The organism is Methylobacter sp. sgz302048, from assembly GCF_052162025.1.
Lineage (GTDB): Bacteria > Pseudomonadota > Gammaproteobacteria > Methylococcales > Methylomonadaceae > Methylobacter.
Map to the genome: position 1 here is coordinate 1709780 of NZ_CP197401.1, position 21357 is coordinate 1731136.

Annotated in this window: 18 protein-coding genes, 1 tRNA gene and 1 other annotated feature; of the genes, 16 read left to right on the plus strand and 3 right to left on the minus strand. The window is 50.9% G+C overall.

The features are described 5' to 3' along the window. The 5 genes from ftsH to ACTNE6_RS08065 all read left to right on the plus strand — a co-directional run bounded on the left by ftsH (position 1) and on the right by ACTNE6_RS08065 (position 5452). The gene (ftsH, locus tag ACTNE6_RS08045) at positions 1-1908 is read left to right on the plus strand and encodes an ATP-dependent zinc metalloprotease FtsH (protein WP_442499264.1); all 1908 of its coding nucleotides are present in this window, start codon (positions 1-3) and stop codon (positions 1906-1908) included. A gap of 176 nt (positions 1909-2084) precedes the next feature. After that, on the plus strand, positions 2085-3425 hold the full coding sequence (gene glmM / locus ACTNE6_RS08050) for a phosphoglucosamine mutase (protein WP_194970478.1): 1341 nt from the start codon (positions 2085-2087) through the stop codon (positions 3423-3425). A gap of 320 nt (positions 3426-3745) precedes the next feature. After that, positions 3746-4174, plus strand: coding sequence for a preprotein translocase subunit SecG (secG, locus tag ACTNE6_RS08055; RefSeq protein ID WP_194970479.1), 429 nt, complete (start codon positions 3746-3748; stop codon positions 4172-4174). A gap of 40 nt (positions 4175-4214) precedes the next feature. After that, a tRNA-Leu gene (locus ACTNE6_RS08060) sits at positions 4215-4299 on the plus strand. An 835-nt stretch (positions 4300-5134) separates the two neighbouring features. Then, complete coding sequence (locus ACTNE6_RS08065; protein ID WP_434482952.1) at positions 5135-5452, plus strand: hypothetical protein; 318 nt, start codon at positions 5135-5137, stop codon at positions 5450-5452. Positions 5453-5599: 147 nt separating this feature from the next. On the opposite strand, the gene ACTNE6_RS08070 is transcribed toward ACTNE6_RS08065, so the two are convergent. Continuing rightward, positions 5600-6115, minus strand: coding sequence for a hypothetical protein (locus ACTNE6_RS08070; protein WP_442499265.1), 516 nt, complete (start codon positions 6113-6115; stop codon positions 5600-5602). A gap of 565 nt (positions 6116-6680) precedes the next feature. On the opposite strand from ACTNE6_RS08070, the gene ppsA reads away from it, so the two are divergent. Further along, positions 6681-9095, plus strand: coding sequence for a phosphoenolpyruvate synthase (gene ppsA / locus ACTNE6_RS08075; RefSeq protein WP_442499266.1), 2415 nt, complete (start codon positions 6681-6683; stop codon positions 9093-9095). On the opposite strand, the gene queG is transcribed toward ppsA, so the two are convergent. Continuing rightward, complete coding sequence (gene queG, locus ACTNE6_RS08080; RefSeq protein WP_442499267.1) at positions 9092-10171, minus strand: tRNA epoxyqueuosine(34) reductase QueG; 1080 nt, start codon at positions 10169-10171, stop codon at positions 9092-9094. The two genes, ppsA and queG, sit on opposite strands and share 4 nt — an antisense overlap. Before the next feature lie 109 nt (positions 10172-10280). On the opposite strand from queG, the gene ACTNE6_RS08085 reads away from it, so the two are divergent. The 9 genes from ACTNE6_RS08085 (at position 10281) to ACTNE6_RS08125 (ending at position 19593) form a co-directional block, all read left to right on the plus strand. After that, entirely contained in the window at positions 10281-11747 is a 1467-nt protein-coding gene (locus ACTNE6_RS08085; RefSeq protein ID WP_442499268.1) for an NAD(P)H-hydrate dehydratase, read from the plus strand. Continuing rightward, on the plus strand, positions 11744-12169 hold the full coding sequence (tsaE, locus tag ACTNE6_RS08090; protein WP_442499269.1) for a tRNA (adenosine(37)-N6)-threonylcarbamoyltransferase complex ATPase subunit type 1 TsaE: 426 nt from the start codon (positions 11744-11746) through the stop codon (positions 12167-12169). Before ACTNE6_RS08085 ends, tsaE begins: the two co-directional genes overlap by 4 nt. A gap of 66 nt (positions 12170-12235) precedes the next feature. Continuing rightward, positions 12236-13552, plus strand: a complete 1317-nt coding sequence (locus ACTNE6_RS08095) for an N-acetylmuramoyl-L-alanine amidase (RefSeq protein WP_442499270.1) — start codon at positions 12236-12238, stop codon at positions 13550-13552. 122 nt (positions 13553-13674) lie between these two features. After that, complete coding sequence (mutL, locus tag ACTNE6_RS08100) at positions 13675-15498, plus strand: DNA mismatch repair endonuclease MutL (protein ID WP_442499271.1); 1824 nt, start codon at positions 13675-13677, stop codon at positions 15496-15498. A 17-nt stretch (positions 15499-15515) separates the two neighbouring features. After that, the gene (miaA, locus tag ACTNE6_RS08105) at positions 15516-16454 is read left to right on the plus strand and encodes a tRNA (adenosine(37)-N6)-dimethylallyltransferase MiaA (protein ID WP_442499272.1); all 939 of its coding nucleotides are present in this window, start codon (positions 15516-15518) and stop codon (positions 16452-16454) included. Between the two features lie 61 nt (positions 16455-16515). After that, positions 16516-18585, plus strand: coding sequence for a carbon starvation CstA family protein (locus ACTNE6_RS08110; RefSeq protein ID WP_442499273.1), 2070 nt, complete (start codon positions 16516-16518; stop codon positions 18583-18585). 71 nt (positions 18586-18656) lie between these two features. Then, complete coding sequence (locus ACTNE6_RS08115) at positions 18657-18782, plus strand: CstA-like transporter-associated (seleno)protein (protein ID WP_442499682.1); 126 nt, start codon at positions 18657-18659, stop codon at positions 18780-18782. A 67-nt stretch (positions 18783-18849) separates the two neighbouring features. After that, positions 18850-19344, plus strand: a complete 495-nt coding sequence (locus ACTNE6_RS08120) for a PD-(D/E)XK nuclease family protein (RefSeq protein WP_442499274.1) — start codon at positions 18850-18852, stop codon at positions 19342-19344. Positions 19345-19395: 51 nt separating this feature from the next. After that, positions 19396-19593: a hypothetical protein gene (locus ACTNE6_RS08125; RefSeq protein ID WP_442499275.1), complete on the plus strand. Its 198-nt coding sequence runs from the start codon at positions 19396-19398 to the stop codon at positions 19591-19593. On the opposite strand, the gene ACTNE6_RS08130 is transcribed toward ACTNE6_RS08125, so the two are convergent. Beyond that, positions 19581-20803, minus strand: a protein-coding gene (locus ACTNE6_RS08130; RefSeq protein ID WP_442498787.1) for an IS3 family transposase whose coding sequence is annotated in 2 segments (ribosomal slippage) — positions 19581-20512 and positions 20512-20803 — 1224 coding nt in all. Because the reading frame shifts where the segments join, the coding sequence is not laid out codon by codon here. The two genes, ACTNE6_RS08125 and ACTNE6_RS08130, sit on opposite strands and share 13 nt — an antisense overlap. Continuing rightward, positions 20403-20519: a sequence feature (AL1L pseudoknot), on the minus strand. (Overlaps the previous gene by 117 nt.) Before the next feature lie 79 nt (positions 20804-20882). Here ACTNE6_RS08130 and ACTNE6_RS08135 point away from each other — a divergent pair. Further along, positions 20883-21215 carry a transposase gene (locus ACTNE6_RS08135; protein WP_442499276.1) on the plus strand — a complete coding sequence of 111 codons (333 nt, stop codon included), beginning with the start codon at positions 20883-20885 and terminating at the stop codon, positions 21213-21215. The last annotated feature ends 142 nt before the right edge of the window (positions 21216-21357 follow it).

Consider the following 21357-nt stretch of genomic DNA (forward strand, 5'->3'; position numbering starts at 1 on the left):
ATGATTAAAAATATAATCCTGTGGGGCGTCATTATTGTTGTATTGATGTCCATCTTTAATAATTTTGGTCCGCAGAGCGACCGGGGCGATTCATCGCTATCATATTCGCAGTTCATTGAGTCGGTAAAATCGGGCCAGGTTCAGCAAGTTATGATTGACGATAACGTTATCAAAGGCAAAATGCAGGGAGGTGAGAGGTTTAAAACCTATGCACCGGAAGACCCGCATTTAGTTGATGACTTGCTGGCAAACGGCGTCGAAATCAAAGCTATACCACCCGAACAGCCTTCAATGCTCATGCAGTTGCTGGTGTCCTTTGGGCCGATGCTGTTGCTTATTGCTGTTTGGGTATTTTTCATGCGGCAAATGCAGGGCGGCGCTGGCGGTGGTCGCGGTGCAATGACTTTTGGAAAGAGCAAAGCCCGCATGCTTGAAGAAGATCAGATTAAAGTGACCTTTGCCGATGTGGCCGGCTGCGATGAAGCCAAGGAAGAGGTTGTCGAGATGGTCGATTTCCTGAGAGATCCTGCCAAATATCAGAAATTAGGCGGCAAAATTCCTCGCGGCGCATTGATGATTGGTCCTCCCGGTACAGGTAAAACATTACTTGCCAGAGCCATTGCCGGCGAAGCTAAAGTTCCGTTTTTCACTATTTCCGGCTCGGACTTTGTGGAAATGTTCGTGGGTGTAGGTGCATCGCGTGTACGCGATATGTTTGATCAAGCTAAAAAGCACGCACCTTGCATTATCTTCATTGATGAGATCGATGCGGTTGGTCGTCAACGGGGCGCCGGCCTGGGCGGCGGAAATGATGAGCGCGAGCAAACATTGAACCAATTGCTCGTGGAAATGGATGGTTTTGAGGGTAATGAAGGCATTATCGTTATTGCGGCGACAAACCGTCCCGATGTATTGGATCAGGCTTTGTTGCGTCCCGGCAGGTTTGATCGTCAAATAACGGTGGGTCTGCCTGATGTAAGAGGCCGTGAACAGATTCTTAATGTGCATCTAAAGAAAGTGCCTACGGCTGACGATGTTGAAGTTAAATATATAGCCCAGGGTACGCCAGGTTTTTCAGGCGCCGATTTGGCCAACCTGGTTAATGAGGCGGCTTTGTTTGCAGCCAGATCGAATAAACGCCTGGTGAATATGGCGGATCTGGAAAAAGCCAAGGATAAGTTGATCATGGGTGCTGAAAGACGCTCCATGGTTATGGGCGAGAAGGAAAAAAAGATGACGGCCTATCACGAGGCCGGCCATGCTATCGTCGGAAGGCTTGTTCCTGAGCATGACCCTGTTTACAAAGTCAGTATCATGCCGCGGGGACGTGCGTTGGGTGTTACCATGTTCTTGCCGGAAAGGGATCAATACAGCGCCAGCAAACAAAAATTGGATAGCATGATCTCCAGTTTATATGGCGGCCGTATTGCCGAAGAAATGATCTTTGGTTGGGAGCAGGTTAGCACCGGTGCCTCCAATGATATCGAGAGAGCCACTGAGTTAGCCAGAAACATGGTGACTAAATGGGGATTATCTCAACGTTTAGGGCCGTTGGCATACAGTGAAGAGGAAGGTGAAGTTTTTCTGGGACGCTCGGTAACGCAGCATAAGACAGTTGCGGAAGAAACTTCTCATACGATTGATGAAGAGATTCGTTCTTTCATTGACCGGAATTATGAGCGTGCGGAAAAAATTCTTAAGGAAAATATTGACATTCTGCATGCTATGGCGGAAGCGTTAATGAAGTATGAGACTATCGATAAATATCAGATTGACGATCTGATGGCCCGTAAACCGGTCAGAGAGCCTCAAGGTTGGGATGACACGCCTCCTCATGCTGATGTTAAGGCAGATGATTCCAAAGGAGCGACGGAGAAGCCGATTGGCGGCGCAGCCGAGCAGATCTAGCAATTCTCTAGCTTGAAAAAAAGGAGAGAGTGATATCTCTCCTTTTTTTATGCGTAATTTTTGGCAAGGAATGCGATAAAGTGAACTGAATTCGAGAATAATGCATGTTTTTATCGCATAATAATCTATGAAAGCATTAATGCTTCCATATTTTTCAGGTAGAGGTTTGTAGGATTATGACAAAAAAATATTTTGGGACTGATGGTATCAGAGGCAGAGTAGGGGATGCCCCCATCACGGCAGATTTTTTGCTGAAGCTGGGTTGGGCTACCGGACGTGTTTTTGCAGAGGAAGGGCACGGCTTTGTTTTGGTTGGAAAGGATACTCGTATTTCAGGCTACATGTTTGAATCCGCGTTGGAAGCGGGCTTGACTGCGGCAGGTGTCGATACTCGGCTATTGGGCCCTATGCCTACGCCGGGTATAGCCTACTTAACTCGTACATTGAGAGCGAGTGCAGGCATTGTTATTAGTGCTTCTCACAATCCCTATTACGATAATGGCGTAAAGTTTTTCTCGGTGCAAGGCACAAAATTGCCTGATGAAATAGAGAAAAAAATAGAACATTACATTGACTCGTCGATGACTACGGTAGAGTCCTCAAAATTAGGCAAAGCAAAACGATTGGTCGATGCGGCCGGCCGTTATATTGAGTTTTGCAAGGCAAGTGTTCCTTCTGGGCTTGATTTTAAAGGATTGCGGATTGTAATCGACTGCGCTCATGGGGCAACTTATCATATAGCGCCTCATGTGTTTAGCGAGGTAGGCGCAGAAGTTGTCACGATTGGCGCAGAGCCGGATGGGCTTAATATTAATGATGAATGCGGATCGACCAGGCCGGAGAAGTTAGCTGAGACTGTTCTGGAGTACAGAGCAGATTTAGGCATCGCATTTGATGGCGATGGTGACCGTGTAATAATGGTGGATCATAAAGGTGAAATCGTTGACGGTGATGAACTCATTTATATTATCGCTAAATCAAGACTGAAGTCAGGCCAATTGTCCGGTCCTGTGGTCGGTACATTAATGACAAATCTGGGCATGGAGCACGGTTTGAAAAAACTGGGCATAGATCTGATGAGGGCGAAAGTAGGCGACCGGTACGTCATGGAAATGTTGACAATCAATAATGGCATATTAGGCGGGGAAAATTCCGGTCATATTATTTGCTTGGATAGAACGACAACAGGGGATGGTATCATTGCGGCGCTACAAGTTATGGCGGAGATGCAAAGCAGCGGGAAAAATTTGTACGAATTGAAATCCGGAATGCAAAAATATCCTCAAGTTCTAGTGAATGTCAAAACAAGCAAAAAAGTAGATCCGGATAAGGATGAGTCCATACAAAAAGCAGTGAAGTCCATTGAGAAGAAACTGGGCGATACCGGTCGAGTGCTGTTAAGAGCTTCAGGGACAGAACCCCTGATTCGTGTAATGGTAGAAGGACAAAGCGAAGGCTTGGTAAAAGAGTACGCAAATTACTTGGCGGGCGATGTCAAGAAGGCAATAGGAGCTTGAACTATAAGTAATTAGCATATATTATACGTCGTTTATTTCCTGCTTGAGCGTAGAAATGCTCCAGTCTCTGGTTGTGAGAATTTTAAGAAACAGCAACGGATGAGCGGACTCAATCCCTAAGATCAACACTTATAACTGGAAAGATAAGGACATTACCGATGCGAAATGCAATTATTAAGTATGCTGAGGTAGTGTTAAGCCGGATAGGGAAAAGACTTGCTTGTCATGAGAATATTGATAGCAGCTTAATAGGTGAGGCTTCGCAGGATGCGGGTCCTTTTACAGATTTATCATTCGACTTAGAGTAGTTTAGACTTTTTATGTATCAGGTAATCATTGTTGTTCATGTGTTGTTGGGTATAGGCGTTGTTGGATTAGTTCTAATGCAGCAAGGAAAAGGCGCAGATGCGGGCGCGGCTTTTGGTTCCGGCTCTTCAGGTTCCGTTTTTGGTGCTCAGGGCGCTGCTTCATTTTTGTCTCGGGCAACAGCAATTTTGGCAACTTTGTTTTTTACGACCAGCTTAGGGCTCGCTGTATTAAGTGGTCAACAGGGCAAAACTACTGATCTGATGAGTACTCCTGAAGTAGAGGATACTTCCGGTATTCCTAAAGTGGATGGAGCCACAGATATGAAGAGTGTTCCCGTTATACCTGAGGCCGGATCAGAAAAAGCGCCAGTGGCACCAGCGCCAGCGGCAACGCCTGCTGAAAAGCCAGTTGATCAAACTAAAGATAAAGTGGAAAAATAATTCAAAACAGTGTTTAATATGACATTCTGATAATTTATTAGCCGATGTGGTGAAATTGGTAGACACGCCATCTTGAGGGGGTGGTGACGCAAGTCGTGTCGGTTCAAATCCGACCATCGGCACCAATCAAGGGTTCAACGAGACCCACCAAAGTTCAAAAACCCGCAAGTTATCTGGCTTAGCGGGTTTTTTATTGTCCAGCAAAATAGGCTGGCTCGGTAAGCCCCGATGTTTTTTATTGTAATTTTTTACAGTTACTCAAGAAGTAATAAAAAAATTACTGCATCACAGATACAAACCAAAGTGGTAGTTCAGTTTATTTAATCACGTTAGCCGGTAAGTAGCCGGGTAATTTTTTGAAATACAGTTCCAGTCTTGTAATAGCCTACGGTTAATGATTTTAATTATTGAGCCGCCGGACTTCTTTGCTTTGGCCTTAATCATTAGTAATAAAGCGCCATTTAAAATTGAAATCTGTTTATCGCCAAGGGTCTACCTTGTCCAGTTTCACTGATAAAAAGTTTTGTGCCGCTAAAATGCAGTTATTTTTGCAGACCTGTAAGGGAGAGGAATCAATTGTCTCAAGAGATCCTACGATCCTACGCGAACTTTAGAAAAAGCATGATTCAGTAGAGCAGAAATTTTAATAGCGAATATTTCCGAATATGTTTTTGATAAAGCGACTCAAAGATACCGCAGGCTGATAGATTACAATGCAACAATTGAGCATTGCGCCCATAATTCATGCAATGTATAGATTTCACCATTTATCAATTATTTTTTGTGTAATGCCGGATAAATGTCCGGCAAAAATCATCTATATTGCAGAGATACGTACTAATTTCATGGTTAGCGGGTTTTTTGAGGAAATGACACGGTGGAAATCCATGCTTTTTCTGCTTTTTACAAAAAAATCTGCCTGCTTTCCTTATCCTGAACAGAGGCTAAGGTAACACTCATATGAAAATAAAAATTCTGGTTCTCGCTATTGTGATGCTAGAGATGACGAACACAGCGCATGCTCAAAATGAGCAGCCTCCAGTAGTCGCTCTAATTGATGTTATTTTATACAGGCCATTAGGTCTTGTCGCGACTGTGGTTGGTTCAGCTACTTTTGTGGCTATTAGCCCGCTTACGGCCTTCGCGGCGATTTCTCCACCGCACGATGCATTTGAAAAAACGGCTGATCTGTTAATCATGAAGCCAGCCAAATACACCTTCGACCGGCCTTTGGATGTGTATTACCCAGATGATGACGGAGAATATCGTCGTCATTAGAGTAGACGTCTTCTGCATGATCAAGTTTTAAAGGTTGACGCCACAAATGGTTTCTGAGTTGGTTGAAGCATTACAGGCAAGTATCGCCTTTTACTCATCAAAAATTCATTGGCTGGCGGATAGCTCATATCAAGGCGGGCTTTATCATCACAATCGATTCGTCAAGTGTTGTTCGAGATAACTTGTTAAAGCAAAGCGTATGATCAGGAGGGTCATCATGATCGGAAACAACAGGAAATGCTGATGCAATGCAAGGCTCACCAAAACGCCCGCCATCACAAGCCAAGGCGGCAGTTTGTACTTGCGGGAAACATATTTTATATAGCGAAAAGTGTCATAGTCGATGACTTGGGGCCTCTGGATAAAAAACAACGATACAAAGGCCATCATAAAGGCGAAATAAAGCGGATAGAAGAAAAATATCGGCGAATCATCATTAAACAAAGGTTTCCAATGGCTAAACCAAGCCAATAATGCGCCGCTGGCAAATACGTCATAGCAGATTTTCGTTGGCAATTTTTTCAAAACAATCCCTGCAATACTGCAGACGGCTAATGTTATGCCAGTGTAATTGAATGTCGTAGATTCCAGCAGGCTTTGTAGTGGGCTGGCGCTTTGCACTATAAAACTGAAGGCGAGGCTTAACGAAATAAACAATGGCATGGTCTAAAGTAACGCTAAAAATGCTTGACATGAAGTGTTTTCATAAGCTTAACATGATCTATTTATGCACAGATATTTTTATAGTGTCGATATGGCAGTCGATTCCAAAAAACAGACATTATTTGTTAAGGTTATTTTTATAAGCTATTGATAAATAAATATAATTATTTTTGTACAAAAACGCTACAATCTAATAAAAGCATAGGCAGGGCAGGGCCTGAAAGCAGTTATTTAGTCGTTATGCACAGGGTTATCCACAGGATTTGTGGATAAAACTGTATGTGCTTGATTGTTAAATTTGAACTGGAAGTCAAGCGGAAAATCAAAAAAAGGGAGCTTAAATATAGATGATTAAGCTCCCTGCTCAAAGCCGAAGGCAAGTAAGAGCGCATACTAATATGCTAGCAACGCCTTGAGGGAATGATAATGTGGCAAATTGTCACACAATTTTTTTAAGGTTTTTCTTTGCAGACAAAATTATTGGCTGAAGCCGGTAAATGCTGTACCTTCTTTACAACCCACGTCACAAGGCAGCAGGGGAATATGCTAAAGGAGAATAAACATAATGACTGAACAAACAAACTACATCCGCTGGTTTAATGAATTAACTATCGATGATGTACCTCTGGTTGGCGGCAAAAACGCATCGCTGGGCGAGATGTATCGCGAATTGACGCCGCAAGGCATTAAGATTCCCAACGGTTTTGCCATTACGGCGGAAGCTTATCGTTATGTGCTGGATCAGGCCAATGTCTGGCGCTCTCTTCATGAAGCATTGGATGATCTTGATCCGGACAATGTCGCCGATCTTGCCAAACGGGCGCGCAAGGCGCGCGATATCATTTATGGCGCGCCTCTGCCGGAGGATCTTGAAAACCAGATTCTGAATGCGTTCGCACAGTTGCAGCAGGAATATGGCGAGGATTTGAGCGTTGCGGTACGCAGCTCGGCAACGGCTGAGGACTTGCCGACTGCCAGTTTCGCCGGCCAGCAGGATACTTATCTGAATATACGTGGAGATCAGGCTTTATTGGATGCCTGCAAACGCTGTTTTGCCAGCTTGTTTACCGATCGGGCCATTCATTATCGTATAGACCAAGGCTTCGATCATTTCAAACTGGCGCTGTCGATAGGCGTCATGAAAATGGTGCGATCCGACCTGGATGCCAGTGGCGTTATGTTTTCGTTGGATACCGAATCCGGTTTCAGCGATGTGGTTTTCATTACCGCCGCTTATGGTCTAGGCGAAAATGTCGTGCAGGGTGCCGTGGATCCGGACGAATTTTATGTACATAAACCGACTTTTGAGCAGGGCCATCGGGCGGTGTTAAGGCGCACGCTCGGGGCGAAAAAAATCAAAATGGTTTACAGCGAGGGGCGGACACGCGAACCGATACGCAACATCGTCACATCGGCCCTGGAGCGCGGGCATTTTTGCATTAACGATCAGGATGTCCTGACGCTGGCCGATTACGCCATCAAAATCGAAAAACACTACAGCGCCAAGGCCGGGCAGACGCGGCCCATGGATATGGAGTGGGCCAAGGACGGTATCGACGGCCAGCTGTATATTGTTCAGGCCCGGCCTGAGACTGTGGAATCACAAAAGCGCGGCATGGTGCTGGAACAATATACGCTTAAACAAAAAGCCGATCCGATCGTTACGGGACGTTCGGTGGGGGCCAAGATTGCCGTTGGCAATGCCCGCGTTATCGAGAAACTCGAGCAGTTGTCCGAGTTTAAGCCCGGTGATGTGCTGGTGTCAGACACTACCACGCCCGATTGGGAGCCTGTCATGAAAATCGCCTCGGCGATAGTCACCAACCGCGGCGGACGCACATGCCATGCGGCGATTATTGCGCGGGAATTGGGCGTGCCGGCTGTGATCGGTTGCGATAATGCCACGACTGCCATCAAAAACAATATGCTGGTGACCGTATCCTGTGCCGAGGGCGACACTGGCAAGATTTATGAAGGTCGGCTTGATTTCGAGATAACCAGCACGGACCTATCCGGTTTGCAGCGGCCGCAAACCAAAATCATGCTGAATATCGGCAATCCCGAGCTGGCCTTCAAGACCAGTTTTTTGCCTAACGACGGCGTCGGCCTGGCGCGCATGGAATTCATCATTACCGAATATATCAAAGCGCATCCGATGGCGCTGTTGCATCCCGACAAAGTTCAGGATTCGGGCGAGCGCGAGCAGCTCAAGCAGTTAATTGGACCTTATGATACAGGCGAAGAGTTTTTTATCCGGCAACTGTCGGAGGGCGTGGGTACGATTGCAGCAGCGTTCTATCCAAAGCCTGTCGTCGTGCGCATGTCGGATTTCAAAACCAACGAATACGCTACCTTACTGGGCGGGCGCCGGTTTGAATTCGATGAGGCCAATCCGATGATCGGTTTCCGGGGCGCTTCGCGTTATACGCATCCGGCCTATGCCGAAGGCTTTGCGCTGGAATGCGAGGCCATGAAGCGCGTGCGCGACGAGATGGGGCTGACCAACGTCATCCTGATGATTCCATTCTGCCGGCGCGTGCAGGAGGCCCGGCGCGTACTCGAGTATATGGCGCAGCTCGGCTTGAAGCGCGGCGAGAACGGCCTCAAAATCTACGTGATGTGCGAGATCCCCAATAACGTCATCCAGCTTGATGCCTTTGCCGAACACTTTGACGGTTTTTCGATAGGATCGAACGATCTGACCCAGCTTACTCTGGGCGTGGACCGCGATTCTGAAATTGTCGCAGAAGATTTTGACGAGCGCGATCCCGGCGTAAAAGAAATGATACGTCTGGCTGTTGAAGGTGCGCGGCGAACCGGAAGCCACTCCGGTCTTTGCGGCCAGGCGCCGTCGGATTATCCAGAAATGGCCGAGTTTCTGGTGGAAATCGGGATCGATTCGATGAGCCTGAATCCCGATACCGTGCTCAAAACCACGCAACTGGTGCTGGAAACCGAACAGCGGCTTGGCAAACATTAATCGGTCGATAACCGGTCCATCTGTCTGTCCAAAGCCCACCGGACATGTTCTCTCACCAGTTCCGAAGGATGAGAGAGCATGGCCTTTAAGGCGTCAATGACAGGTTGAGAGGCCGACGCATTGCCCAGAGCAACGGCAATGTTTCTTAGCCAGCGCTCATGGCCGATCCGGCGTATGGCCGAACCTTCCGTTTTGGCCAGGAATTCTTCCTCGTTCCAGGCGAAGACAGTGAGCAATTGCTGGGTATGTAACCGATGCCGGGGATGAAAATCCTTTTCACCGGCTAGTTTGGCAAAACGATTCCACGGGCAGATCAGCTGACAATCGTCGCAGCCGTAAATTCGGTTGCCGATCAGCGGCCTGAACGGCTCGGGAATCGATCCGTGCAGTTCAATCGTCAGATAGGATATGCAGCGTCTGGCATCTACCCGGTAGGGCGAGACAATCGCCTGCGTCGGGCAGACGTCCATGCAGGCCGAGCAGCTGCCGCAATGCGATGCGGCCTTGGAGTCGGCCGGCAGCGGCAGATCGGTATAAATTTCGCCAAGGAAAAACCACGACCCTGCTTTGCTGTTAATCAGGTTCGAATGCTTGCCTATCCAGCCCAGCCCCGCTTTTTCGGCCAGCGCTTTTTCCAGGACCGGGGCGCTGTCGACGAAAGCCCGGTAACCGAACGGGCCATAGTCCTGTTGAATTTTATCGGCCAGTTTCTGCAAGCGGTTGCGCAGCACTTTGTGATAATCGCGGCCGAGTGCATAGCGCGAAATGTAGGCTGAACAAGGCTCTTCAAGCGTCTTATGCAGGGCTTCAGCCAGTTCGGGCAGATAATCCATGCGTACCGAAATCACGCTGACGGTTCCCGGCTGCAGTAAAGCAGGTCTGCTACGTTTATCGCCGTGGCGCTGCATATAGTCCATGCCGCCATGAAAGTGATCGGCGAGCCAGTTTTGCAGGTGGGCTTCCGCATCCGTTAGATCGGTGTCGGTAATGCCCACTTGCTGGAAGCCCAATTCCTGCCCCCATTGTTTGATTTGCCTGGCGAGGGCAGCCATTTTTTCAGCGCTGGTTGTGTCCATCGACGAATACAGGAAATATAATAGATGAGGTACAAAATATACGGTTATGGGAAATTCTTTATGATTGCGCACTCAAATGCAAGTGGTAAGCTTTTTGGAGCTTGATGACATGCATAAATTACCAATAAAACTCTATCGGGCTGCGCAAGTCAGGGAACTTGACCGGATCGCCATTCAGGAACGCGGCATTCCCGGTATTGAATTGATGAGTCGGGCCGGATACGCCGTATTTCAGTGCCTTCGCAACAAATGGCCTTATGCCCGTTCTGCGGCGGTTTTTTGCGGCTCCGGCAATAACGCGGGCGATGGCTATATTATTGCCAGACTGGCGCGGGAAGCCGGGCTCAGCGTGACCGTTTACTCTGTGTCGGACCCGGAGAAGCTCACAGGCGACGCTCTGACGGCCTACCGGAAGTTTGCCGAAGCCAAGGGGACGGTGGTTCCATTTCAGTCCGATCTGGACATCGAAACCGATGTAACTGTCGATGCACTCTTGGGCACCGGACTGGACAGACCGGTAACAGGCGCTTATGCAGAAGCCATCGCATTCATCAATAAAAATCAAAAACATGTTATTGCCGTCGATATCCCTTCGGGCCTGAATGCCGACACCGGCAATATAATGGCTTGCGCCGTAAAGGCGGATTGTACGGTTTCCTTTATCGGCTTGAAGCAGGGCTTGTTTACCGGGCAGGCGGCTGATTATTGCGGCGAGATTTTCTATGCATCTCTGGCGGTGCCTGACGATGTGTTTGAAGCGGTGCCGTCAAGGACGGTTCGAGTCGTTAAAACACGCCTTCCCAATCGCGAGAGCTATTCGCACAAGGGCAATTACGGACATGTGCTGATAATCGGCGGCGATCTGGGATATACCGGAGCCGCCAGAATGGCCGGCGAGGCGGCCTTGCGCGTCGGCTCGGGACTGGTCAGCATTGCAACGCGGCCAGAGCATGCCGGACTCATGAATTTGAACAGGCCGGAACTGATGTGTCATGGCGTGGAAAATGCCGGGCAACTGCAGGCATTGCTGGAAAAAGCCGATGTCATCGTTATAGGGCCGGGGCTGGGGCAAAGCGAGTGGGCTAGTGATCTGTTCAGCGCTGCCGTGAATTCCCCAAAGCCGCTGGTTATTGATGCCGATGGCCTGAATCTGCTGGCCCGTGCGCCTTTTGTAAAGCCCAACTGGATTTTGACGCCGCATCCCGGCGAAGCCGGGCGCTTATTGCAATGCTCCACTACCGAGGTGCAACAGGACAGATTTGCCTCGGCCACGGCACTTCAAGCCAAATTCGGCGGTGTCGCCATTCTGAAAGGCTCCGGCACTTTGGTCGCTTCAGATCATGAATTGGCCGTTTCGACCTCGGGAAATCCGGGCATGGCTTCGGGCGGCATGGGTGATGTGCTCTCCGGCGTGATTGCAGGATTGCTGGCTCAGGGGCTGGCGTTGAAGGACGCGGCTCAACAGGGTGTTCATATACATGGTCTGGCGGCGGACCTGGCAGTGGAAAAAGACGGAGAAAGAGGCCTGTTGGCCGGCGATCTGATGGAGCCTCTCAGGCAATTGGTAAATTCATGAAACAACATTTAAGCAATACTGAAGAGACAGAACAGTTCGGCGCGCAATTGTGGCAACTGTTGCCGCCGAAATGCCTGGTTTTTTTACACGGCGATTTAGGAGCGGGAAAGACCACCCTGGTCAGGGGATTTCTGCGCGCGGCGGGTTTTTCCGGCGCGGTCAAGAGTCCTACCTATACGCTGGTGGAAGAATATGCCCTGGCCGACCGTCAGGTATTTCATTTCGATTTATACCGGGTGGCCGATCCCGAAGAGCTGGAATGGATAGGCATCAGGGATTACTTCGATCAGAACGCCGTGTGTTTTATCGAATGGCCTGATATGGGCGTGGGCTTCCTCCCGGAACCGGATGTGGTCATCACATTGACTCCGGAAGACAACGGCCGGTTGCTGGAACTCAAAATGATGAAAAATAGTCTATAGGGAGTGGAAAAACAAAGACATACTGATATAATTTAAACAAGATTGTTGTCATTAGGGATCATAGCTATGAAAAATTACTGGAAGGTCTTATCTATCGCTGGGTTACAGCTCCTGTCTGTATCCGGCTATGCACAGCAAATCAGCGTCAATTCATTGAATTATATTTCCGGTCCCGATCAGGCGCGCATGGTGTTTGATTTGACCTCCGCCCCTAAATACCGAATTTTTCAGCTCGAAAACCCGTCACGGTTAGTGATTGATATCCTGGATGTTCATTTAGGTCAGGCACTGAGCCAGCCTCCCGCATCGCACCCATTGTTTCACCGGGTACGCACGGCGCTCAGAAACGATACCGATCTAAGAGTCGTTTTTGATTTAAAAAAACAGATCGAGCCCAAAAGTTTCAAGGACGGTTCGCATCTGGTTGTGGAACTGACCGATAAAGGGCCGCTTGCCAATGCAGCCAAGCCAGGCGCAACTCCATCTTTTGCCGGTAAAACCACCGAACCTAAAACAGTTGCCAGAAAAGCCGATATGGCTAAACCGGTTGAGCCGAAGCCGGCCATTAAGAAAGCCGTTGAAGGTAAGTCGGCCGGGCTGATAAAAGTCGCGAACAGATCGCTCAAAACAAAGATGGCTGCCCATAAAAGTAAGGGCATTGTCATTGCCATAGACGCCGGACATGGCGGCAAAGATATTGGCGCTCAAGGATATAGCGGCACCCAGGAGAAGGACGTGGTATTTTCGATTGCCCGCCGCCTGAAAACATTGATCGACAGGCAGCCTGGCATGACCGCGGTCATGGTGCGCAACGGCGATTATTTCGTCAATCTGCGCGAAAGAATGAAAATCGCCCGCACGGCAAAAGCTGACCTGTTTATTTCCATACATGCCGATGCCTTTGAAGATCCTGGCGTTAAAGGCGCTTCAGTATTCACCTTATCGCAAAAAGGCGCATCCAGCGAAGCCGCGCGTTGGCTGGCCAACAGCGAGAATGCCTCCGATCTGGTGGGCGGTGTCAAACTTCATGACAAAGATGATGTTTTGGCTTCGGTATTGCTGGATTTGTCTCAGACCGCCACACAAGATGCGAGCGTAGACCTGGCGGCGAACGTACTGGAGAATTTCGGAAAAATCGGCGAGCTACATCATGATGCGGTGCAGAAGGCCGGATTCATGGTGCTGAAATCGCCCGATATTCCGTCCATTCTGGTTGAAACCGCCTATATCTCGAATCCGTCGGAAGAACAGAAATTACGCAGCAGCGCGCATCAATCGAAGATGGCGATGGCTATCTTTAAAGGAATCGTGAGCTATTTCAGTCAACAGCATACGCCGATCAATACCCATATGGCTGAAGCCGATACTGAATTAAGTATGTAACAAGCCTGATACAAGGGCGGCCTCAGGCCGCCCTTGCTCTCCAATGGCGTGAATCCAGCCGTTAAAATTTCCCCGGCCAATGTCCAAGTCATATAAAATATGGCTTTTATTTTGTGTTGGCTATGCGTATTCATTCTCTTCCCACTCAACTCGTCAACCAGATTGCCGCCGGTGAAGTCGTTGAGAGACCTTCGTCTGTCGTCAAGGAACTGGTTGAAAACTGTTTTGATGCAGGCGCCCGGCAAATATCGATTGATATAGAGCAGGGCGGCACCCGCCTGATTAAAATCAGGGATGACGGCTGCGGCATAGTAAAAGAAGACCTGCCGCTGGCGCTGTCACGGCACGCGACCAGCAAAATCGCCACGTTAGCAGATCTGGAACATGTCGTCAGCATGGGGTTTCGGGGCGAGGCGCTGCCCAGTATCAGCTCCGTGGCCAGATTGACATTGATTTCACGCACTGCCGGCGCTGATTGCGCCTGGCGCGTCAATGCCGACGGCACGGAGCGGGATTATGACCCGCAGCCCGATCCGCACCCTGAAGGCACGACGGTTGAGGTGCGTGACTTGTTCTATAACACGCCGGCCCGGCGCAAATTTTTAAAAGCCGAAAAAACCGAATTCGCGCATATTGAAACCCTGGTGCAAAGAATGGCGCTGAGCCGTTTCGATATCGGCTTCAAGCTCACGCACAACCAGCGGGAAATCCTGAGCCTGAAGCCATCGGCCACCGAAATCGAACAGGAACGCCGGATCGCCGGCATCTGCGGATCGGCTTTCATCGAGAATTCCGTCAAAATCGACTTCGAATCATCCGGCCTGCACTTAACCGGCTGGGTAGGCTTGCCGACCTTTTCGCGCAGTCAGCAGGACATGCAGTTCTTCTACGTCAATGGGCGTCTGATCAAGGACAAACTGGTCGCCCATGCCGTGAAGCAGGCTTATCAGGACGTGCTGTTCCACGGGCGGCACCCGGTCTTTGTTCTGTTCCTGACACTGGACCCGGCGCTGGTCGATGTCAATGCGCATCCGGCAAAACTGGAAGTCAGATTCAGGGAAGGGCGGCTAGTCCATGATTTCCTGTTCTCGGCGCTGCACCGGTCACTGGCCGACTTGAGGCCTGGGCATCAGGAGCAGATTCCGGCACCGGTGCAAGAATTTACGCCCCAGCCGCAGGCGGAAGCTGTCGAAAGCCATAGACCGGAAAGCTATAAGCCGGTTTACAACATCAGATCGCCACAGCAGGAGTCGTTGCCTTTGAATGTGGAGGAAACGATACAGGCGTATGCCGCGCTGTATTCAAAACCCGAACCCGTGCACAAACCGGCGCAGCCGCAACCGGCAGCGCAGACAAAAGGTACGCCGCCGCTGGGTTACGCCATTGCGCATTTGCACAATATTTATATTCTGTCCGAGACGCCGAACGGCATCATCCTGGTCGATGCCCATGCCGCGCATGAGCGTGTGACCTATGAACGCTTGAAGAAGCAGTATCACAATGGCAATGTGCCCAGCCAGCCGCTGCTGCTGCCTATCAAGGTAAAAGTCAGCCCGGCTGAGGCGGATCTGGCCGAGCAGGAACACGAATTCTTCATGTCGCTGGGGTTCGATCTGAACCGTTCAGGCCCCGAAACGGTCATTCTGCGCTCGACGCCGGCGTTGCTGCACAATGCCGATATGGAGACATTGATACGCGATGTGCTGGCCGACATCATCGAGCACGGCGTTAGTACCCGGGTGCAGGAACAGATCAATGAACTCCTGGCTACGATGGCCTGCCACGGCGCCGTGCGCGCGCATCGCCGCCTGACGGTCGATGAAATGAACGCCTTGTTGCGCGAAATGGAACAGACCGAAAGAGTAGGCCAATGCAATCACGGCCGGCCGACCTGGATAGAGCTGTCGACCCATGAGCTCGACAAATTCTTCCTGCGCGGCCAATAAAATTTATCTTAGGCACTATGCAAAAAAACACGCATCCCCCGGCTATCTTTCTGATGGGCCCCACAGCCTCGGGGAAAACCGCCCTGGCCGTGCAGCTGGCTCAAACGCTCAATGGCGAAATCATCAGCGTTGATTCGGCGCTCGTGTACAGAGGCATGGATATAGGCACCGCCAAGCCCACGCTGGAGGAAAGAGGCGGCATCCCGCATTATCTGATAGACATTCTGGACCCGGCGGAATCGTTCTCGACCGGCCAGTTCAGAGACAAGGCCTTAACATTGATGGCCGATATTACTGAACGCGGCAAACTGCCGATTCTGGTCGGCGGCACCATGCTGTATTTCAACGCCTTGAACAGCGGACTGGCTGTGCTGCCCGAGGCCGATGAAGCCGTCAGGGCAAAGCTCGATCAGGAACTGGAGCAGTTCGGCAAAGAGGCCCTGCATGCGCGGTTGGCCCAAGTCGACCCCGAAGCCGCAGCCAGAATTCACCCCAACGATCCTCAGCGCATACAGCGCGCATTGGAAGTCTACGAGATCAGCGGCAGGCCGATGACTTCTTTCTTCGAAGAAGGCCAGGTGCAAGATATTCCCTACCGGAAAATCAAGCTGATCATCGCTCCGCCGGACAGAAAGATCCTGCACGATATCATCGCCCAGCGTTTCAGAAAAATGTTGGAGCAGGGCTTGGTTGCTGAAGTGGAAGCGCTGTTCAAGCGCGGCGACCTGACGGAAAAAATGCCTTCGATCCGGGCTGTCGGTTATCGCCAGGTCTGGTCTTATCTGTCGGGCGAATACGATTACGCCACCATGGTCGAGAAAGGCATCGTCGCCACGCGGCAACTGGCCAAGCGCCAGTTCACCTGGTTGCGCCGGGAAACCGATGCCGCCGGTTTTGAGACCGGGCAGCCGGACTTGCTGGAGAAAGTGCTCGCCGAAGTCAGACAGCATTTATAGTAACGGCCAGCTCCGGCCTGTGTTCAAGAAGAATAAAATGACAATAACCTAATAAAAAGCTATGAATAACTTATTGAAAAATTCCATCTGGCTACTCATCGCTATCCTGGGGGCGGCGGCGGTCGGCGGCATCGCGCTGAACCGCGGCGAGAGCATCAACGCGCTATGGTTCATTACCGCGGCGCTGTGCGTCTATGCGATCGCCTACCGCTTTTATGCCGCGTGGGTTGCCGCGTCCGTGCTGGCTGTTGACCATACCCGCGCGACGCCGGCCGAACGCCTCGACAACGGCCGCGACTTCGTGCCGACCAATAAATGGATCGTCTTCGGTCATCATTTCGCGGCGATTGCAGGCCCAGGCCCGCTGGTCGGGCCGACGCTGGCCGCGCAGTTCGGCTATCTGCCCGGCACGCTGTGGCTGTTGTTCGGCTCGGTGCTGGGCGGCTGCGTGCAGGACATGGTGACGCTGTTTCTGTCCACGCGTCGCAACGCCAAAAGCCTGGGGCAGATGGCGCGCGACGAGCTCGGGCCTCTGGGCGGCACGGCGGCCTTGATCGGTACGTTTTCCATCATGATTATCCTGATCGCCGTGCTCGGGCTGGTGGTCGTCAATGCCATGAAGCACAGCCCCTGGGCGACTTCCACAGTGGCTGCGACGATTCCGATCGCGATGATCGTCGGCCTGTACATGCGCCACTTCCGCCCCGGTCAGGTGCTGGAAGCCTCGGCTCTGGGCGTGACGCTGCTGCTGCTATCGGTTGCGGGCGGCGGCTGGATCGACGGCAGCGAGACATTGCGTGGCCTGTTCGATCACGAAGGGCTGACCCTGGCCTGGTGGGTCATGGCTTATGGCTTCGCGGCGGCCATTCTGCCGGTCTGGCTGCTGTTGGCGCCGCGCGATTATTTATCGACGTTCATGAAGCTGGGCACTATCACGCTGCTGGCTGTGGCGATCGTCGTGCTGCAGCCGGACGTGAAAATGCCGGCCGTGACGCAATTCATCGACGGCACGGGGCCGGTTTTTGGCGGCAAGCTGTTCCCGTTCGTTTTCATTACGATTGCCTGCGGCGCGATTTCGGGTTTCCATGCCCTGGTGTCTTCCGGCACGACCCCGAAACTGCTGACCAACGAGCGCGACATCCGCATGATCGGCTATGGTGGCATGGTGCTGGAATCGTTTGTGGCGGTCATGGCCATGATCGCGGCGACCGTGCTCGATCCGGGTGTGTATTTCGCTATCAACAGCCCGGCCGGTGTGGTCGGCAAGGAAGCGGCCGCGGCCGTCGCCACGATCGTCTCATGGGGTTTTCCGGTATCCGTGGAGCAGATGCAGGTGCTCGCCAGCCAAATGGGCGAGGTCAGCCTGTTCGCGCGCACGGGCGGCGCGCCATCGCTGGCCGTCGGCATGGCCAGCATTTTCGGCAGCGCGTTCGGCGACGGGCTGCTGGCCTTGTGGTATCACTTCGCCATCATGTTCGAGGCCATCTTCATCCTGACCACGCTGGATGCCGGCACGCGCGTGGGCCGGTTCATGCTGCAGGATATGCTCGGCAATATCTGGCCGAAAATGGCGGAGACCTCATGGGCGCCTTCGGTCATCCTGACCAGTGCGCTGGTCGTGGGCGGCTGGGGCTATTTCCTCTATATCGGCGTCATCGACCCGAACGGTGGCGTCAACATCCTGTGGCCGCTGTTCGGCATCGCCAACCAGATGCTGGCGGCCATTGCCCTGTGCGTGGCGACGGGCATTCTGGTCAAGTCCGGCAAATTCAACTATGCCTGGGTGACCGGTCTGCCGCTGTCGTGGCTGATCATTATCACCAGCACCGCCTCGTGGCAGAAAATCGTCAGCGACGACATCCGCATCGGCTTTTTTTCGGCCGCGAATGATCTGTCCGACAAGCTGGCCGCCGGCACGCTGCCGCCCGAGAAAGCTGCCATCGCGCCGCAGCTGATCTTCAACCTGCACCTGGATGCCTATCTGACGCTGTTTTTCGTTACGCTGCTGTGGACGATCGTGTTCGACATGGTGCGCGTATGCGCTCTCCATCTGGCCGGCAAGCCGGTGCGGCCGCTGACTGAAGTACCGCACAGCCCGAGTCAGCTGGCGGCAGAATGGGCGAGGGATTGATGATCAGCCGGTTCAAATCATTCTGGCAGATTGTGCGGCGTCTCTCCGGAGACGACGCCTATGAGCGCTATCTGGAGCACTTTGCCATGCATCATCAGACCGACTCTGATCATGTCCATTGCCAGCCGTTGAGCAAAAAGGAGTTTTTTAAGCAGTGGCAGGAGGAGAAGTGGCGGGGGGTGAAGCGGTGTTGTTAGAACGGGTGATATTCAGCATGCGCTATAACTTCTATATAGGCGACAAATAGCATAGAGGAGATAATGATTGGAAGCACAAAAGATAGAGGAATGTTTAGCGGTATATCAGGATTTGAAAGCTAATAATAAAAACCTGATAGAACAGGGAGTTCATGACTATAGCTTAATAAATTCTTTGCTAAAATCTAATGATGAGGTCCGTCTTCACTCAAGATTTATTTTCTCAATGATCAATCCTGATGGACTTCATTATTGCGGCAATGAATTTTTAAAGTTTTTTCTTGATTTGCTTCCTGGTGAGCTCAAAAGTTTTATTGATCCTGAAAGTGCCAGAGTATTCAAGGAGAAAGGCAAGATTGACCTACTTATACATGATGATAACAACTTCTTGATAGTAGAGAATAAGCTTAGTGCAGTTGACCAGAAATATCAGATCACGCGATATATTCAATATATTCAAAAAGAGTTCTTTGAAGGTAGAGAAGATATTTCCAGTAATATTTTGCGCAGGACGGGGTTTGTAACCCCGTCCTTAACGTTTAACACTGACGTTCTTGATTAATATATGGGAAAGGAAACACATACCCCACAACCAAATTAGAAAGGATTCACCATGCCATCCCGACGCATAGCTGCCGGGCTTAATGCCGGCACTTACTATCTCACACTAACCGTTCAACGCTGGTATTACCTGTTCGATCGCCATAACCGCTGGCAGATCCTGTCCGATTCAATCCGTTATTGCCAAGACAACAAAGGTGAACCGCCCCGGATTTTTCGGAGGCCGATGGTTGTGAGTCATGCCGCCTGAGCAGACTCAGTCAGTCGTTGATAATACTTTTCTTCAGCCTCTGCCGGTGGAATGTTACCGATTGGTTCCAGCAAGCGTCGATGGTTAAACCAATCAACCCAGGCCAGTGTCGCCAGCTCCACGGCTTCCCGGTTTTTCCAGGCCTGTCGATAAATCACCTCGGCTTTATACAAGCCATTAATGGTTTCGGCTAGCGCATTGTCATAGGAATCGCCTACGCTCCCTACTGAGGCTTCGATACCGGCTTCGGCCAAACGCTCGGTATAGCGGATCGACACGTACTGCACGCCTCTGTCGCTATGGTGAATTAAACCACCTGCCGGTCTCCTGGCATAGACCGCTTGTTCGAGTGCATCCAAGACGAAATCAGTGCGAGCGGAAGCGGAAACCTTCCAGCCGACAATAAACCTGGAAAAGACGTCGATCACGAAGGCGACATAGACAAAACCTTGCCAAGTGGAAACATAGGTAAAATCGGCTACCCACAACGCATCCGGACGCTCTGCCTTAAATTGCCGATTGACGCGGTCCAATGGATAAGCCTCATCAGGGCGGCTGATCGTTGTCTTGACTGTTTTGCCGCGCACCACGCCTTGTAACCCTAGCTGGCGCATCAAACGTTCCACTGTACAACGAGCCACGTTTTTCCCTTCACGCTGCAATTGTCGCCAGACCTTACGCGCACCGTACGCTTGGAAATTGTCCTCCCAAATCCGGCGGATCTGATGGCCTAAACTCTCATCCTGTTTAGCACGGGCTGATCGCAGATTAGGATTGGCCTGACACACCGCATGCCGATAATACGTCGACGGGGCAATCGGCAATACTTTGCAGATCGGCTCGACCCCATAGACATCACGGTGATCGTCAATAAAGGCTTTCATCGTTTGAACGGGCGGTCGAGCTCCGCCTGGGCAAAATAAGCGGACGCCTTACGCAGAATTTCATTGGCTTGCCGGAGCTCACGTACTTCGCGTTCCAAGGCTTTCAACCGCTCTCGCTCTGACGTTGTCAGCTGTTCTTGTGCACCACTCGTTTTTTCGGTTTCACGTACCCAGCGACGCAGGGTTTCAGCGGTACAGCCGATTTTAGCGGCAATTGATTGAATGGCGGCCCATTGTGAGGCATATTCGCTTTGATGTTCATGCAGCATTTGAACTGCGCGCTCACGGACTTCCGGTGAAAAGTTGGTGTTGGTTTTCTTGGTCATAGCTCCATTTTCTCATAAGTTGGAGCCTCCGAGAAAATCGGGGCGGTTCAAAGGGCTGGAATTGAACGGCTATGTTTTTATGCTGAATCATATCCATCTCATAGTGACTTCGCCAGATATGGCGGGATTTTTACGGGATTTCAAGCGCTTCACTTCCGGTAAACTCAGGCGCAATCTTGAAAGCACGGAGCCAAATGTATTGAAACTGTTTGTGGATGAGCAGGGCAGTTATCAATTTTGGATGGAGACTAATGCGCCGAAGAAGATTGAAAACCCTGCTTTCTATTTGCAAAAGCTTAACTATATCCATGAAAATCCGGTGCGGAAAAGTTATGTTTCAAGGCCTGAATATTGGTTTTGGTCATCGGCTAACCCGGCCTCGCCGCTCCTTACCAAACTGCTTGTAACATGATGCGTTATGTTGAGCGTAGTCGCTTAGCTTGGGCGGTATAGAAACGTTAGGGACGGGGTTGCAAACCCCGTCCCGCTTGTGGAGAGCAAAATGGAAAAAATTATTCTCCAGAGAGACAAAACAGACGCTAAGCTATCAGCTA

Coding starts and splice junctions, on each gene's coding strand:
- ftsH (WP_442499264.1), top strand. CDS start 1: ATGATTAAAAATATAATCCTGTGGGGCGTCATTATTGTTGTATTGATG.
- glmM (WP_194970478.1), top strand. CDS start 2,085: ATGACAAAAAAATATTTTGGGACTGATGGTATCAGAGGCAGAGTAGGG.
- secG (WP_194970479.1), top strand. CDS start 3,746: ATGTATCAGGTAATCATTGTTGTTCATGTGTTGTTGGGTATAGGCGTT.
- ACTNE6_RS08065 (WP_434482952.1), top strand. CDS start 5,135: ATGAAAATAAAAATTCTGGTTCTCGCTATTGTGATGCTAGAGATGACG.
- ACTNE6_RS08070 (WP_442499265.1), bottom strand. CDS start 6,115: ATGCCATTGTTTATTTCGTTAAGCCTCGCCTTCAGTTTTATAGTGCAA.
- ppsA (WP_442499266.1), top strand. CDS start 6,681: ATGACTGAACAAACAAACTACATCCGCTGGTTTAATGAATTAACTATC.
- queG (WP_442499267.1), bottom strand. CDS start 10,171: ATGGACACAACCAGCGCTGAAAAAATGGCTGCCCTCGCCAGGCAAATC.
- ACTNE6_RS08085 (WP_442499268.1), top strand. CDS start 10,281: ATGCATAAATTACCAATAAAACTCTATCGGGCTGCGCAAGTCAGGGAA.
- tsaE (WP_442499269.1), top strand. CDS start 11,744: ATGAAACAACATTTAAGCAATACTGAAGAGACAGAACAGTTCGGCGCG.
- ACTNE6_RS08095 (WP_442499270.1), top strand. CDS start 12,236: ATGAAAAATTACTGGAAGGTCTTATCTATCGCTGGGTTACAGCTCCTG.
- mutL (WP_442499271.1), top strand. CDS start 13,675: ATGCGTATTCATTCTCTTCCCACTCAACTCGTCAACCAGATTGCCGCC.
- miaA (WP_442499272.1), top strand. CDS start 15,516: ATGCAAAAAAACACGCATCCCCCGGCTATCTTTCTGATGGGCCCCACA.
- ACTNE6_RS08110 (WP_442499273.1), top strand. CDS start 16,516: ATGAATAACTTATTGAAAAATTCCATCTGGCTACTCATCGCTATCCTG.
- ACTNE6_RS08125 (WP_442499275.1), top strand. CDS start 19,396: ATGCCATCCCGACGCATAGCTGCCGGGCTTAATGCCGGCACTTACTAT.
- ACTNE6_RS08135 (WP_442499276.1), top strand. CDS start 20,883: ATGCTGAATCATATCCATCTCATAGTGACTTCGCCAGATATGGCGGGA.